Raw genomic sequence first — 14,321 nt, 5'->3', positions numbered from 1 at the left:
ATGGGTATTGATCTTCCGCTGATCTGGGCCGTGATCATCATTTTCGGCATCATGATGTACGTGGTCATGGACGGCTTCGACCTGGGTATCGGCATCCTCTTTCCGTTTATCCCCGGCAAAGTCGACCGTGACGTGATGATGAACACCGTCGCCCCGGTCTGGGACGGCAATGAAACCTGGCTGGTACTTGGCGGCGCGGCGTTGTTCGGCGCGTTCCCGCTGGCCTATTCGGTGGTGCTCTCCGCGCTGTACCTGCCGCTGATCCTGATGCTGATCGGGCTGATCTTCCGGGGCGTGGCCTTCGAGTTCCGCTTCAAGGCCAAGGACCACAAGCGTCACCTGTGGGACAAGGCCTTCATCGGTGGCTCGCTGGCCGCGACGTTCTTCCAGGGCGTGGCGCTGGGCGCCTTTATCGACGGTATCCCGGTGGTGGATCGCCAGTTTGCCGGCGGCTCGCTGGACTGGCTGACACCGTTCACGATGTTCTGCGGTGTGGCGCTGATCGTGGCCTATGCCTTGCTCGGCTGCACCTGGCTGATCATGAAGACCGAAGGCAAGTTGCAGGAACAGATGCACAACCTGGCGCGGCCGCTGGCGTTCGTGGTGCTGGCGGTGATCGGTATCGTCAGCCTGTGGACGCCGCTGGCGCACCCGGAAATAGCTTCGCGCTGGTTCACCCTGCCGAACCTGTTCTGGTTCCTGCCGGTGCCGATCCTGGTGTTGGTGACCATGTACGGCCTGATCCGTGCGGTGGCGCGTAATGCGCACTACACGCCGTTCCTGCTCACGCTGGTGCTGATCTTCCTCGGCTACAGCGGCTTGGGGATCAGCCTGTGGCCGAACATCATCCCGCCGTCGGTCTCGATCTGGGATGCCGCTGCACCGCCGCAGAGCCAGGGCTTCATGCTGGTCGGCACGTTGTTCATCATCCCGTTCATCCTGGGCTACACCTTCTGGAGCTACTACGTGTTCCGCGGCAAGGTCACCCACGAAGACGGTTATCACTAGGAGGGGCGTTTAATGTCCGGCAAGCCTTCGTTGCACGAGATTGAACAGGCCGAGAAACAGCCGCTGTGGCGGCGCCTGGGGTGGTTGGCGATGATCTGGACCGGCAGCGTGCTGGCCCTGTTTGTCGTGGCCAGCCTGATGCGCATGTTCATGAATGCGGCCGGCCTGACCACCCACTGACATCCCGATCCGGGCCTTGCGGCCCGGCTTTCAACCCTGCCCATCGCGAGATCGGCAGGGTTTTTTTATTTGCGCGCCTTGAGGATCACGAATTTCGGGGTCGCCGCCACTTGCTCGACACCCCTGAACAGCCGCGCCAACTTGCTGTGGTAACCCAGATGACGGTTGCCGACTATATAAAGGGCGCCGCCGACCACCAGTGCCTCGCGCGCCTGCTGGAACATGCGCCAGGCCAGGAAGTCACCCACCACCTGCTGCTGGTGAAACGGCGGGTTGCACAGCACCACATCCAGGGACTGCGGTTCCTGGCCAGCGAGGCCATCACCGGCGCGGACGTTGACGTCGCGCTCGCCGAGGGCGGCGCGCCAGTTCTCCAGCGCCGACTGCACGGCCATGTAGGACTCGTCCACCAAGGTGTACTGCGCGTCAGGGTTTTGCAGTGCGCTGGCGATGGCCAATACGCCATTGCCGCAGCCCAGGTCTGCGACGCGGGCACTGCCGAGGCTTTTCGGCAGGTGCGGCAGGAAAGCGCGGGTGCCGATGTCCAGGCTTTCGCGGCAGAACACGTTGGCGTGGTTCAGCAGTTCAATCGCCGGCGCATCCACGGTGTAGCGGGTGGGGTAGGGCGAGACTGCTGTCGGACGCTCCGCAACGGTGGCGATCAACAGCCGGGCTTTCTTGACGGCCAGCGAGGCGTGCATGGGGCCGATATAACGCTCAAGCATTTCCCCGGCCGCGCGTGGCAGGTGCTTGACCATCGCCCCGGCGATCACTTCGGCGCCCGGCGCCAGTTGACCCTGCAGGCGGATCAGTTGCTCTTCCAGCAAGGCGAGGGTCTTGGGTACACGGATCAGCACGCGATCGAAGGGCCCTGCTGGCAGCTGGCTGGCGGGGATGAACGGCACCGCATCGAAGGCCTTGGCGTTGCGCACCAGGTTTTTCCCGAGGCCCTGGGCCGCGAGGAAAGAGTCGCCGCTGGAGGTCACTTGCACCTGGCCTTCAAGGCTGGCGGCCAAGGCGCCGAAGCTGTCATTGAGTACCAGCACGCGGGTCGCGGCGCCGGGTTGCTGTTCGGCCAGGTAGCTGAGGAGGTACTCGTCGGCCGCGTCGAAGGCTTGCAGCGGATCGTTGTGCTGTTCTGGCTGGCGAATCAGATCGAGCTGGGCGAAGGGCGTGTCGAGCAGGGGCATGGCGGGGAGGCTCTGGGTAATCGATGGGCGTCGGGCAGTGGCCTGCACAACGGTCTGAGTGAACGGCGGGCAGGACCCCGGCAGGGTCGCTCAGCACTCAGACATTTGCCGCAAATGTTACTTTTTTCAGGGGGGATTACATGCGTAGTCTCAGCCGCGCTTAAAACAACCCCGCTTTCGAAGCGCAGAGCACGGCGGCAATCTTGTTGTTGACGCCCAGCTTCTTGAAGCAACTGCAAATATGAAAGCCTACCGTGCGTTCGGACAGGCACAGGATGGTAGCGATATCCGCGGCGGTCTTGCCCATGGCCGACCACTTGAGGATTTCGGTTTCCCGTGGGGTCAGTTTGCTCGCAGGGCTGCTGGTTGCGGTGTCGGTGTAGGTCTGTGCTACGACCGTGTGGAGCGCATGGCACAGCCAGAGTACCTGGCCGGCCTTTTCATACAATTCTTCCGGGCTGACCGCACCTTTGCCGCGGCCCAGGGTGAGCATGCTGAACACGCCCTGGAAATCATGCACGGCTTGAGTCCAGCCCAGGTTCACGCCACATGTCTGGGCCAGGGACCAGAGGGAGGGGGAATCCTTGAAGGTTTTTTCCTCCCAGACCAGGGGCAATACACAAGTTTTGCAATGTTTAACGACCGGATCAACTTCAAAGAAGCGGGCCTGGTTATACAGTTTGTTCCATTCCTCCGGATAGTTGTTGATGCAAATGGGCTTCGCCTGAGTGTCAGGTCGTTGCGAAGTCATGGTAAATGAGCAGTACTGAAAGCCGAGTGCGTAGGTGTGATTGACGGCTAGGTCAAAAAGACTGGTGGTTTCGCTCTCGCCTTCCAGCTTGGGAAGTCTTGAATTACGCCAGTTAACCATTGGTGAATCTCCATGAGGTTCTGCGCGACTGGGGATACGTCCTGGACTCCCTACGCCGCAGGAAATGAGTGTAGGACATGGCCTGCAAGGCAAGATGAAAATTTGGTTATTGACGGGCGGTGCTTGAGATTTTTTATTCGATTATTGCAACTCATTCCCAGCGCTGAATAAATTTCTTGCGGTTTTTTAGTGGGTTGAAGATTGTGTCACGCACAAGTTGTGGTGCGTTTGTAACGTCGGGAAAGGGCTTAATAGCCAATTGATTAGTGATGCTATTAGATAGCCATACTTGCGTGCGCATGGGATTCCACTACAAACCACCGGTGTTTCCGCGCGCGACTTTGAGGGACACTAGGGCTCCTGTAGAACGGAGCCTCCCATGACGGCCAGTGCTGAGAAATTTACCCGCCAGACCTTGCTCGACGTGCAATCGCTGACCCCCAGCCTGTTTACGCTGCGCACCACACGCGACCCGGGATTCCGCTTCACGGCGGGTCAGTTCGTACGTCTGGGGGTGACCAAGGCCGACGGCAGCACGGTGTGGCGCGCCTATTCCGTGGTGTCTTCGCCGTTCGATGAGCACCTGGATTTCTTCTCGATTGTGGTGCCTGGCGGGGAATTCACCAGTGAACTGAGCCGCCTGCGAGTGGGCGATACCCTGATGGTCGAGCGCCAGGCCACGGGTTTCCTGACGTTGAACCGTTTTGTCGATGGCCGTGATTTGTGGATGTTGGGGACCGGCACCGGGGTGGCGCCGTTTTTGTCGATCCTGCAGGATTTCGAAGTCTGGGAGAAATTCGAGCGCATCATTCTGGTGTACAGCGCGCGTGAGGCCAAGGAGCTGGCCTATCAGGTGCTGATCTCCGAACTGGGCGAGCGTGAGTACCTCGCCGAGTACGCGCACAAACTGACCTACCTTCCGATCGTGACCCGCGAGCCGCATCCCGGCGCCTTGAACGCGCGCATTACCACGCTGATCGAAAACGGCGAGTTGGAGCGCGCGGCCGGGGTCGAGCTGACGCCTGAGCATTCCCGTGTACTGATTTGCGGCAACCCGCAGATGGTCGATGACACTCGCCAGTTGCTCAAGCAGCGCGACCTGCAATTGAGCTTGAGCCGGCGCCCGGGCCAGGTGGCAGTGGAAAACTACTGGTAATAAAAAAGGCGCCTGCAACAGGCGCCTCTGACACAGCCCTTATCGGTTAAAGCGGCTTGTCGTTCTGTGCCTTGAGCAGGTCACGGATCTCGCCCAGCAAGACCTCTTCCTTGGTAGGCGTCGGCGGCAGGCTTGGTGCCACGGCCTCTTCACGTTTCAGGCGATTGATCGCCTTTACGCCCATGAAGATCGCAAACGCAACGATCAGGAAGTCGACCACGCTCTGGATGAACTTGCCATAGGCCAGTACCACCGCGGGGACGTCACCCTGCGCAGCCTTGAGCGTTATCGCCAGATCACCGAAGTCCACGCCGCCGATCAACAGGCCCAGTGGCGGCATCACCACGTCGCCTACAAACGAGGAAACAATTTTGCCGAAGGCGGCGCCGATGATAATACCGACGGCCATATCGACCACATTACCTTTGACCGCGAAGGCCTTGAACTCACTGATCACGCCCATAGGTTATTCCTTGTTACAGATGAGAAGGGTGGAACCCAGTGTAAGTCAGTCATAGCGGGCTTGCCTGACACAACCGTTAACACTGTTAGTTTTTATCGACACATTAAATCGCAAATAGTTTGCAAAGTGCCACCAATCGCGCGCGAAATACTCGCCAAATCAGTGGCTTACCACACTATTTTTTCAATCGGGTTAGTGCGGCTTTTCTATTTATCTTCTGGTGCTCGGGTCACTAGCCTCTGGCAAGCACAACTGAATGTGCATCAAAAAAACCAGAGGACACCTCGATGAAGAACTCAATGAGCCGCCGGCCTCTATCGGCGCGATATGCGCTGGTAGTCGCGACCGCCAGCCTGCTTTCGCTGTCAGTGCAAGCCGCCAACCTGACCCGCGACAACGGTGCTGCCGTTGGCGACAACCAGAACTCGCAGACCGCCGGCGCCAATGGCCCGGTGCTGCTGCAGGACGTGCAGTTGATCCAGAAGCTGCAACGCTTTGACCGCGAGCGCATCCCCGAGCGCGTCGTGCATGCCCGTGGCACGGGCGCCCACGGCACCTTCACGGTGACCGACAATCTCAGCGACCTGAGCAAGGCCAAGGTCTTCGCCGCTGGCGAAAGCACCCCGGTGTTCGTGCGTTTTTCCTCTGTGGTGCACGGCAACCACTCCCCGGAAACCCTGCGCGACCCGCGCGGTTTCGCCACCAAGTTCTACACCGCCGAGGGCAATTGGGACCTCGTTGGCAATAACTTCCCGACGTTCTTTATCCGCGATGCCATCAAGTTCCCGGACATGGTCCACGCCTTCAAGCCGGACCCGCGCACCAACCTCGATGACGATTCTCGCCGCTTCGACTTCTTCTCCCATGTGCCAGAGTCCACGCGCACGCTGACCGAGCTGTATTCCGACTCGGGCACCCCGGCCAGCTACCGGGAAATGGACGGCAATGGCGTGCACGCCTACAAGCTGATCAACGCCAAGGGCGAAGTGCACTACGTCAAGTTCCACTGGAAGAGCCAGCAGGGCCTCAAGAACCTTGATCCCAAGCAGGTCGTCGACGTGCAGGGCCGTGACTACAGCCACATGACCCATGACCTGGTCACCCATATCAACAAAGGGGATTTCCCCAAGTGGGACCTGTACGTGCAGGTGCTCAAGCCTGAGGACCTGGCCAAGTTCGATTTCGACCCGCTGGATGCCACCAAGATCTGGCCGGGCGTACCGGAGCGCAAAGTCGGGCAGATGGTGCTGAACCGCAACCCGGCCAATGTCTTCCAGGAAACCGAGCAGGTGGCCATGGCCCCGTCCAACCTGGTGCCGGGCATCGAGCCGTCAGAGGACCGCCTGCTGCAAGGCCGGGTGTTCTCCTACGCTGACACACAGATGTACCGCCTGGGCGCCAATGCCCTGCAATTGCCGATCAACGCGCCACGGGTCACCGTCAACAACGGCAACCAGGACGGCGCAATGAATGCCGGCAAGACCTCCACGGGCGTGAACTACCAGCCAAGCCGCCTGCTGCCACGTGAAGAACCGCAAGCCGCGCGCTACAGCCAGTCGGCCCTGTCGGGCAGCACCCAGCAGGCGAAGATCCAGCGTGAGCAGAACTTCAAGCAAGCCGGCGACCTGTATCGCTCCTACAGCAAGAAAGAGCGCCAGGACCTGATCGAGAACTTCGGCGGCTCCCTGGCCACCACCGATGACGAGAGCAAGCACATCATCCTGTCGTTCCTCTACAAGGCCGACCCGGAGTACGGCACGGGTGTGGCCAAAGTTGCCAAGGGTGACCTGGCACGCGTGAAGGCGCTGGCGGAAAAACTCACCGACTAACCACGCACCCCCCCGTAGGCGCCGGCTTGCCGGCGATGGCGTATTCAACGCCGCCATCACCGGCAAGCCGGCGCCTGCAGGGTTACGCAGAGGATTGAATGATGCGTACCTTCTTATGGGCTCTGCTGGCCTGCTGGTCGCTGAACGTGTTGGCCGAGCAGCCCGCCGCCAATGATCCCGTCGCGCTCCAGGCGCAGCTGCAGGATTACTATTTCGACGCTGCCCGCCGTGGCGACCTCGACATGCTCGACACCTTTATCGATTCCGGCTACAGCCTCAACACCCAGGATGAAAAGGGCTACACCGCGCTGATCCTGGCGGCCTACCACGGCGAAAGCGCCTACGTGGAGCGCCTGCTCGCGGCCGGCGCCGATGCCTGCGTGCAGGACAAACGTGGCAATACCGCGTTGATGGGCGCGATCTTCAAGGGTGAGCTGAAAATTGCCCAGCGCCTGCTGGCCACCGACTGCAATCCCGATCAACGCAACGGCGCCGGGCAGACGGCGGCCATGTATGCCGGGCTGTTCAAGCGCGTCGAGCTGCTGGATGCCTTGAAGGCCAAGGGCGCCAACCTCGACGCCGAAGACCCGGCCGGCAACAGTGCTTCACGATTGGCCAGCGGTGAAATCCGGACCCCGGCGTCGCGCTGAGCTATCATCGCGGTTTTTCGGTTGGAGGTTCTCAAATGGCAAAGGCCAAGCGCATGTACGGCTGCACCGAGTGCGGCGCGACCTTTCCCAAGTGGGCCGGCCAGTGCACCGAGTGCGGTGCGTGGAACACCCTGACGGAAACCATGATCGAAAGCGGCGGCGCCGCAGCCCCCACCGGCCGCGCCGGCTGGACTGGGCAGCAGGCACAGATCAAGACCCTGGCCGAAGTCAGCGTCGAGGAAATCCCGCGTTTCTCCACGGCGTCCGGCGAGCTCGACCGCGTACTTGGCGGCGGCCTGGTGGATGGCTCGGTGGTGCTGATCGGCGGTGACCCGGGCATCGGCAAATCCACCATCCTGTTGCAAACCCTGTGCAGCATCGCCAGCCGCATGCCGGCGCTGTACGTCACGGGTGAAGAATCCCAGCAGCAAGTGGCCATGCGCGCCCGCCGCCTTGGGTTGCCCCAGGACCAACTGCGGGTCATGACCGAAACCTGCATCGAAAGCATCATCGCCACGGCCCGCATCGAAAAACCCAAGGTCATGGTGATTGACTCGATCCAGACGATTTTCACCGAGCAACTGCAATCAGCGCCGGGTGGTGTATCCCAGGTGCGCGAAAGTGCGGCGCTGCTGGTGCGTTATGCCAAGCAAAGCGGCACGGCGATCTTCCTGGTCGGCCACGTAACCAAGGAAGGCGCCCTGGCCGGGCCACGGGTGCTGGAGCACATGGTCGATACCGTGCTGTATTTCGAAGGCGAATCCGACGGTCGCCTGCGCTTGCTGCGGGCAGTGAAAAACCGCTTCGGCGCGGTGAATGAGCTGGGCGTGTTCGCCATGACTGACCGCGGGCTGAAAGAAGTCTCCAACCCATCGGCGATTTTTCTGACCCGTGCCCAGGAAGAAGTCCCTGGCAGTGTGGTGATGGCCACGTGGGAAGGCACTCGACCGATGCTGGTCGAAGTCCAGGCCTTGGTGGATGACAGCCACCTGGCCAACCCCCGTCGCGTCACGCTCGGCCTGGACCAGAACCGCCTGGCGATGCTGCTGGCGGTCTTGCACCGTCATGGCGGCATTCCGACCCACGACCAGGACGTGTTCCTCAACGTGGTCGGTGGGGTCAAGGTGCTGGAGACAGCGTCCGACCTGGCGTTGATGGCGGCGGTGATGTCGAGTCTGCGCAATCGGCCATTGCCCCATGACCTGCTGGTGTTTGGTGAAGTCGGGCTGTCGGGCGAGGTTCGCCCGGTGCCCAGTGGCCAGGAGCGTTTGAAGGAGGCCGCCAAGCACGGCTTCAAGCGCGCCATCGTGCCCAAGGGCAATGCCCCGAAGGAGATGCCGCCAGGATTGCAGGTGATCGGCGTGACCCGACTGGAACAGGCGTTGGATGCGTTGTTCGAGTAAGCACTGACCCCACTGGCAACCCTGTTCAATGTAGGAGCTGGCTTGCCTGCGATAGCGGTGCATCAGCTTGCATATCATTAGCAGACACTCCGTTATGCAGGTCTGCACGAACGGTCAGGTTTCCAGCAGTGCCGCCAACTCGCGGTGCAGTTCCTCCTCATCACCGAGGTTCAACTCGATCAGCCGCCGCAGGTGGCTGATCGAATCAAGGTCAATGTGCTCGCACACAAACCCCAACTGCCCGTGATCGTCATGGGCCAGCCTGACCTGCATCTTTATATGCGCCTGTGGATCGAGGCGAATCTCGACGTCGAACGGCTCTGCGCGATTGCCCCGCCAGTCATCAGGGCGTTGCACCAACAAACCTTTGAGCGACAAATCCACCAGTTGCACCGGCCAATTCCAGCCGGCCTGTGCAATGGTGGTCCTGGCATCGAAGGCAATACGCCGGAAACGGCGGCGATCTGACGGCTGTTCACTCATGGTCAAACCCTCTGTGGATAAGGGGATTGTAGCCCTGCGCCATCATTGGGCTTTTATTTGTGCTTTTTTTGCCGTTGCAAGGCTCTAGACCAATGTAGGGGGGTGGTCTTTGAGGCCAACAGCGCTAAACTCGGGATGGCTGTCCTTTCTGTCCACCCTGGCTGGAATATAAAAATGAAAAATAATAATAGCCTGCTACGCCACCTACCCTGGCTGGTGCTGGCAATTGTAGGAGCGTGCGCCCTGGGCGTAGTGGCCTTGCGCCGCGGCGAGGCGATCAACGCCTTGTGGATTGTGGTCGCTGCTGTGGCCATCTACCTGGTTGCATACCGTTACTACAGTCTGTTCATCGCTAACAATGTGATGCAACTCGATCCACGGCGGGCCACCCCCGCAGTGCTCAACAACGACGGTCTGGACTATGTGCCGACCAACAAACACATCCTTTTCGGTCACCACTTTGCGGCGATTGCCGGTGCAGGTCCGCTGGTCGGCCCGGTATTGGCGGCGCAAATGGGCTATCTGCCGGGCACCCTGTGGCTGATTGCCGGGGTGGTGCTGGCCGGTGCGGTGCAGGACTTCATGGTCCTGTTCCTGTCCACCCGTCGCAACGGCCGTTCCCTGGGGGATATGGTTCGCGAAGAGATGGGCCGCATTCCGGGGACTATCGCGCTGTTCGGCTGCTTCCTGATCATGATCATCATCCTCGCGGTGCTGGCGCTGATCGTGGTCAAGGCCCTGGCCGAGAGCCCATGGGGCATCTTCACGGTCATGGCGACCATCCCGATCGCGATGTTCATGGGCGTATACATGCGCTACATCCGCCCGGGCCGCATCGGTGAGATCTCGATCATCGGCGTGCTGTTGCTGCTGGGCTCGATCTGGCTGGGCGGGCAGATTGCCGCTGACCCGACCTGGGCCAAAGCCTTCACCTTCACCGGGATCCAGATCACCTGGATGCTGATCGGCTACGGTTTCGTCGCGGCGGTACTGCCGGTATGGCTGATCCTGGCGCCGCGTGACTACCTCTCCACGTTCCTCAAGATCGGCACCATCATCGCCCTGGCGATCGGCATCCTGGTCACCATGCCAGAGCTGAAAATGCCGGCCCTGACCCAGTTCATCGACGGCACCGGCCCGGTGTGGAAGGGCGGCCTGTTCCCGTTCCTGTTCATCACCATCGCCTGTGGCGCGGTCTCGGGTTTCCACGCGCTGATTTCCTCGGGCACCACGCCCAAGCTGCTGGATAACGAAGTCAACGCCCGTTACATCGGCTACGGCGCGATGCTGATGGAGTCGTTCGTGGCCATCATGGCCATGGTCGCGGCTTCCGTGATTGAGCCTGGCGTGTACTTCGCCATGAACAGCCCGGCCGCTGTGGTCGGCGGTGACGTGATGACCGTGGCGCAAACCGTCAGCAGCTGGGGCTTTGCGATAACGCCTGAGGCGTTGCAGGCCGTGGCCCATGACATCGGCGAGACCACCATCCTGGCGCGTGCCGGCGGTGCACCGACGCTGGCCGTGGGTATCGCGCAGATCCTGCACAGTGTGCTGCCGGGTGAAAACACCATGGCGTTCTGGTACCACTTTGCAATCCTGTTCGAGGCGTTGTTCATCCTCACGGCAGTCGACGCCGGCACCCGTGCCGGTCGCTTCATGCTGCAGGACCTGCTGGGTTCGTTCGTGCCGTCGCTCAAGCGCACCGAGTCGTGGACAGCCAACCTGATTGCCACCGCCGGTTGTGTGGCGATGTGGGGGTACCTGCTGTACCAGGGCGTGATCGACCCACTGGGCGGCATCAACACCTTGTGGCCGCTGTTCGGTATCTCCAACCAGATGCTGGCGGGTATCGCGCTGATGCTGGCGACCGTTGTACTGATCAAAATGAAACGCCAACGCTACATCTGGGTGACCATGCTTCCGGCCGTATGGCTGCTGATCTGCACCACCACCGCGGGCTTCATCAAGCTGTTCGACGCCAACCCGGCGATCGGCTTCCTGTCGCTGGCGAAGAAGTACAGTGATGCGCTGGCCAACGGCCAGATCCTGGCCCCGGCCAAGAGCGTCGACCAGATGCAGCACGTGATCTGGAACGCCTACACCAACGCAACGCTGACAGCACTGTTCCTGTTCGTGGTATTCAGCATCCTGTTCTATGCGCTCAAGGTCGGCGTCGCCGCCTGGGGCAACAAGGAACGTACGGATAAAGAAGCCCCGTTCCAGGCCGTACCGGACGCGTAAACGAGGATTGCAGCCATGTTCAATGACATCAGTCGCCTCGGTAAATACCTCGGTCAGGCCGCGCGCCTGATGGTCGGCATGCCCGACTACGACACCTACGTCGAGCATATGCAAACCAAACACCCGGACAAACCGGTGATGGACTACAAGGCGTTCTTCCGGGAGCGCCAGGAAGCCCGTTACGGTGGCAAGGGTGGGCCTAAGTGCTGCTAACCCGGTACCCGGGTTGGCGGTGACTCCATGTGGGAGCGGGCTTGCTCGCGAAGGCGGTCTGTCAGTTGATGCATACTTCGACTGATACACCGCCTTCGCGAGCAAGCCCGCTCCCACATTTGTTTTGTGTTCTTTCAGTTATCAGGAGAACTGTCTTTGTCCTCTCCCATCCCCGTCACCGTCCTCAGCGGCTTCCTCGGCGCCGGCAAGACCACTTTGCTGCGCCATCTGCTCAAGGCCGAGCACGGCTTGAAAATCGCCGTGATCGAAAACGAATTCAGTGACGCCGGAATCGATACCCAGCTGTTGGGTACAGAACCGGTGCAAGTCATGACCCTGTCCAACGGTTGCGTGTGCTGCACCATCCACACCGACCTGACCAAAGCCCTGTACCTGCTGCTGGAACGCCTGGACAGTGGCGAGATCGTCTTCGACCGCCTGGTGATCGAGTGCACCGGCCTGGCCGATCCGGCGCCGGTGGCGCAGACCTTTTTTATCGATGAAGAACTGCGCGAGCGCTATATCCTCGACGGCATCATCACCCTGGTGGACGCGGCGCATGCCGAGCACCACCTGACCCAGACCATCGCCCAGGCCCAGATCGGTTTTGCCGACCGCCTGCTGGTGAGCAAGCGTGACCTGGTGGACGACGCCACCTTCGAGGCCCTCAGCGAGCGCCTGACCCGCATCAACCGCCGCGCGCCGATTCGTGTGGTGGACCATGGCGCCATCGACCTGGCCGAGTTGCTCGATGTCCGCGGCTTCAACCTCAACGCCGGCATGAGCCTGCGCCCGGTGAGTGCGGCGCCGTCCATCGACCGTATCTCCAGCCTGGTGCTGCGCACCGAGCATCCGCTGGATATCGACCGCCTCAGTGAGTTCATGAATGAGCTGCTGGAAGACCACGGCAAGCAGCTGCTGCGCTACAAGGGCGTGCTGAACATTGCCGGAGAGGACCGGCGCATGGTGTTCCAGGGCGTGCTGAAGCTCTACGGGTTCGATTGGGACACCGAGTGGGCCGAGGGCGAGGTGCGCGAGAGTGTGATTGTGTTTATTGCCGATGAGTTGCCCGAAGACAAAATCCGCGAAGGGTTTGCACGGGTTTACCAATCCTGATCGTTCCCACGCTCTGCGTGGGAATGCGGGTCAGGACGCTCCGCGTCCCAAAGCGTGACGCAGAGCGTCACAAGAGGCATTCCCACGCGGAGCGTGGGAACGATCAGCCACAAAAAAGCCCGGCTCTTGAGCCGGGCTTTTTCATTCAAGCAACTGCAATCAAGCGCCGTAGACCGGCAGCTTCTTGCAGATGGCCTTGACCTTCTCACGGACCGCGTCGATCACGGCTTCGTTGTTCAGGTCTGCCAGGATGTCGCAGATCCAGCCGGCCAGTTCCTTGCACTCTGCTTCTTTAAAGCCACGAGTGGTCACCGCCGGAGTACCGAAGCGCAGGCCGGAGGTGACGAACGGCGAACGTGGGTCGTTCGGCACGGAGTTTTTGTTCACGGTGATGAAGGCTTTGCCCAGGGCAGCGTCAGCATCTTTACCGGAGATGTCCTGCTTGATCAGCGACAGCAGGAACAGGTGGTTCTCAGTACCGCCGGAAACCACGTCGAAGCCGCGTTCGATAAACACGCTGGCCATGGTCTGGGCGTTCTTCACCACTTGTTGCTGGTAAGTCTTGAACTCAGGCTGCAGCGCTTCCTTGAAGCAGATCGCTTTAGCTGCGATCACGTGCTCCAGCGGGCCACCCTGGGCGCCCGGGAATACGGCGGAGTTCAGCTTCTTCTCGATGTCGGCGTTGGCGCGCGCCAGGATCAGGCCGCCACGTGGACCGCGCAGGGTCTTGTGCGTGGTGGTGGTCACGACGTCAGCGTAAGGCACTGGGTTCGGGTAGACGCCAGCGGCGACCAGACCGGCTACGTGAGCCATGTCGACGAACAGGTAGGCGCCGACTTTGTCAGCGATCTCACGGAAGCGTGGGAAATCCAGGATCTGCGAGTAGGCAGAGAAACCGGCCACGATCATTTTTGGCTTGTGCTCGACCGCCAGGCGCTCGACTTCGTCGTAGTCGATCAGGCCGTTGGCATCGATACCGTATTGAACGGCGTTGTACAGCTTGCCCGAGGAGGAAACGCTGGCGCCGTGGGTCAGGTGACCGCCGTGGGCCAGGCTCATGCCCAGGATGGTGTCGCCGCCTTGCAGCAGGGCCAGGTACACGGCGCTGTTGGCCTGGGAGCCGGCGTGTGGCTGGACGTTGGCGTAATCGGCGCCGAACAGTTCCTTGGCACGGTCGATGGCCAATTGCTCAACCACGTCGACGTACTCGCAACCGCCGTAGTAGCGCTTGCCTGGGTAGCCTTCGGCGTACTTGTTGGTCAGAACCGAGCCTTGAGCCTCCATCACCGCAGGGCTGGTGTAGTTTTCCGAAGCGATCAGCTCAATGTGCTCTTCCTGGCGCACGGCTTCTTGCTCCATGGCGGCGAAGAGATCGGCGTCGTACTTGGCAATAGTCAAATCACGGCTGAACATGGCGGTCCTCAAGGATCGGGGGCAGAAAAGGAGGGCATTCTAACCCAATGGGTTTTAGATGGCATATGAAAGGACATCATGTCGCGGACAAGCGGGGCTCATCTG

General features: G+C 60.9%; 14 protein-coding genes. 9 read left to right on the top strand and 5 right to left on the bottom strand.

The window, feature by feature from the left end:
* Entirely contained in the window at positions 1–1,008 is a 1,008-nt protein-coding gene (gene cydB / locus JFU04_RS25575) for a cytochrome d ubiquinol oxidase subunit II (protein ID WP_065910185.1), read from the top strand.
* A 12-nt stretch (positions 1,009–1,020) separates the two neighbouring features.
* The gene (locus tag JFU04_RS25570; RefSeq protein WP_010206690.1) at positions 1,021–1,188 is read left to right on the top strand and encodes a DUF2474 domain-containing protein; all 168 of its coding nucleotides are present in this window, start codon (positions 1,021–1,023) and stop codon (positions 1,186–1,188) included.
* A gap of 65 nt (positions 1,189–1,253) precedes the next feature.
* On the opposite strand, the gene JFU04_RS25565 is transcribed toward JFU04_RS25570, so the two are convergent.
* Both JFU04_RS25565 and JFU04_RS25560 read right to left on the bottom strand, forming a co-directional pair.
* Positions 1,254–2,378: a methyltransferase gene (locus JFU04_RS25565; RefSeq protein ID WP_201145932.1), complete on the bottom strand. Its 1,125-nt coding sequence runs from the start codon at positions 2,376–2,378 to the stop codon at positions 1,254–1,256.
* A gap of 160 nt (positions 2,379–2,538) precedes the next feature.
* Positions 2,539–3,249: a helix-turn-helix transcriptional regulator gene (locus tag JFU04_RS25560; protein ID WP_106802578.1), complete on the bottom strand. Its 711-nt coding sequence runs from the start codon at positions 3,247–3,249 to the stop codon at positions 2,539–2,541.
* Between the two features lie 379 nt (positions 3,250–3,628).
* Here JFU04_RS25560 and JFU04_RS25555 point away from each other — a divergent pair, with 379 nt between their 5' ends.
* Positions 3,629–4,405 (top strand): ferredoxin--NADP reductase, encoded by a 777-nt coding sequence (locus JFU04_RS25555; protein ID WP_201145931.1) that lies wholly within the window; start codon positions 3,629–3,631, stop codon positions 4,403–4,405.
* A gap of 46 nt (positions 4,406–4,451) precedes the next feature.
* Here JFU04_RS25555 and mscL read toward each other — a convergent pair whose 3' ends face one another.
* Positions 4,452–4,868, bottom strand: coding sequence for a large-conductance mechanosensitive channel protein MscL (gene mscL, locus JFU04_RS25550; protein ID WP_065910193.1), 417 nt, complete (start codon positions 4,866–4,868; stop codon positions 4,452–4,454).
* A 287-nt stretch (positions 4,869–5,155) separates the two neighbouring features.
* Between mscL and katB the strand changes: the two genes are divergently transcribed.
* From katB to radA, 3 genes are all read left to right on the top strand, one after another.
* Positions 5,156–6,697 (top strand): catalase KatB, encoded by a 1,542-nt coding sequence (gene katB, locus JFU04_RS25545; RefSeq protein ID WP_106802580.1) that lies wholly within the window; start codon positions 5,156–5,158, stop codon positions 6,695–6,697.
* A gap of 101 nt (positions 6,698–6,798) precedes the next feature.
* Positions 6,799–7,347 (top strand): ankyrin repeat domain-containing protein, encoded by a 549-nt coding sequence (locus JFU04_RS25540; protein WP_120450021.1) that lies wholly within the window; start codon positions 6,799–6,801, stop codon positions 7,345–7,347.
* A gap of 35 nt (positions 7,348–7,382) precedes the next feature.
* Positions 7,383–8,750 (top strand): DNA repair protein RadA, encoded by a 1,368-nt coding sequence (gene radA / locus JFU04_RS25535; RefSeq protein WP_053137919.1) that lies wholly within the window; start codon positions 7,383–7,385, stop codon positions 8,748–8,750.
* A gap of 114 nt (positions 8,751–8,864) precedes the next feature.
* Here the strand turns inward: radA and JFU04_RS25530 are convergent, their stop codons facing one another.
* Positions 8,865–9,233, bottom strand: a complete 369-nt coding sequence (locus JFU04_RS25530; RefSeq protein ID WP_106802582.1) for a PilZ domain-containing protein — start codon at positions 9,231–9,233, stop codon at positions 8,865–8,867.
* A 174-nt stretch (positions 9,234–9,407) separates the two neighbouring features.
* Here JFU04_RS25530 and JFU04_RS25525 point away from each other — a divergent pair, with 174 nt between their 5' ends.
* The 3 genes from JFU04_RS25525 (at position 9,408) to yjiA (ending at position 12,803) form a co-directional block, all read left to right on the top strand.
* A complete protein-coding gene (locus tag JFU04_RS25525) occupies positions 9,408–11,474 on the top strand; it encodes a carbon starvation CstA family protein (RefSeq protein WP_065910199.1) in 2,067 nt (688 codons plus the stop codon).
* Positions 11,475–11,489: 15 nt separating this feature from the next.
* Positions 11,490–11,687: a YbdD/YjiX family protein gene (locus JFU04_RS25520; RefSeq protein WP_003194308.1), complete on the top strand. Its 198-nt coding sequence runs from the start codon at positions 11,490–11,492 to the stop codon at positions 11,685–11,687.
* A gap of 156 nt (positions 11,688–11,843) precedes the next feature.
* The gene (gene yjiA / locus JFU04_RS25515; protein ID WP_201145930.1) at positions 11,844–12,803 is read left to right on the top strand and encodes a GTPase; all 960 of its coding nucleotides are present in this window, start codon (positions 11,844–11,846) and stop codon (positions 12,801–12,803) included.
* Between the two features lie 159 nt (positions 12,804–12,962).
* Here the strand turns inward: yjiA and glyA are convergent, their stop codons facing one another.
* Complete coding sequence (glyA, locus tag JFU04_RS25510) at positions 12,963–14,216, bottom strand: serine hydroxymethyltransferase (RefSeq protein ID WP_065910203.1); 1,254 nt, start codon at positions 14,214–14,216, stop codon at positions 12,963–12,965.
* Positions 14,217–14,321: the final 105 nt, after the last annotated feature.

The sequence above is a fragment of the Pseudomonas sp. TH21 genome, from assembly GCF_016651025.1.
Classification (GTDB): Bacteria; Pseudomonadota; Gammaproteobacteria; order Pseudomonadales; family Pseudomonadaceae; genus Aquipseudomonas; species Aquipseudomonas aylmerensis.
The sequence above is the reverse complement of the archived record's forward strand: the minus strand, read 5'-3'. Positions and strand labels throughout refer to the sequence as shown.

Excerpts from the sequence above, each read along its gene's own strand:
- cydB (WP_065910185.1), top strand. The coding sequence starts at position 1 with ATGGGTATTGATCTTCCGCTGATCTGGGCCGTGATCATCATTTTCGGC.
- JFU04_RS25570 (WP_010206690.1), top strand. The coding sequence starts at position 1,021 with ATGTCCGGCAAGCCTTCGTTGCACGAGATTGAACAGGCCGAGAAACAG.
- JFU04_RS25565 (WP_201145932.1), bottom strand. The coding sequence starts at position 2,378 with ATGCCCCTGCTCGACACGCCCTTCGCCCAGCTCGATCTGATTCGCCAG.
- JFU04_RS25560 (WP_106802578.1), bottom strand. The coding sequence starts at position 3,249 with ATGGTTAACTGGCGTAATTCAAGACTTCCCAAGCTGGAAGGCGAGAGC.
- JFU04_RS25555 (WP_201145931.1), top strand. The coding sequence starts at position 3,629 with ATGACGGCCAGTGCTGAGAAATTTACCCGCCAGACCTTGCTCGACGTG.
- mscL (WP_065910193.1), bottom strand. The coding sequence starts at position 4,868 with ATGGGCGTGATCAGTGAGTTCAAGGCCTTCGCGGTCAAAGGTAATGTG.
- katB (WP_106802580.1), top strand. The coding sequence starts at position 5,156 with ATGAAGAACTCAATGAGCCGCCGGCCTCTATCGGCGCGATATGCGCTG.
- JFU04_RS25540 (WP_120450021.1), top strand. The coding sequence starts at position 6,799 with ATGCGTACCTTCTTATGGGCTCTGCTGGCCTGCTGGTCGCTGAACGTG.
- radA (WP_053137919.1), top strand. The coding sequence starts at position 7,383 with ATGGCAAAGGCCAAGCGCATGTACGGCTGCACCGAGTGCGGCGCGACC.
- JFU04_RS25530 (WP_106802582.1), bottom strand. The coding sequence starts at position 9,233 with ATGAGTGAACAGCCGTCAGATCGCCGCCGTTTCCGGCGTATTGCCTTC.
- JFU04_RS25525 (WP_065910199.1), top strand. The coding sequence starts at position 9,408 with ATGAAAAATAATAATAGCCTGCTACGCCACCTACCCTGGCTGGTGCTG.
- JFU04_RS25520 (WP_003194308.1), top strand. The coding sequence starts at position 11,490 with ATGTTCAATGACATCAGTCGCCTCGGTAAATACCTCGGTCAGGCCGCG.
- glyA (WP_065910203.1), bottom strand. The coding sequence starts at position 14,216 with ATGTTCAGCCGTGATTTGACTATTGCCAAGTACGACGCCGATCTCTTC.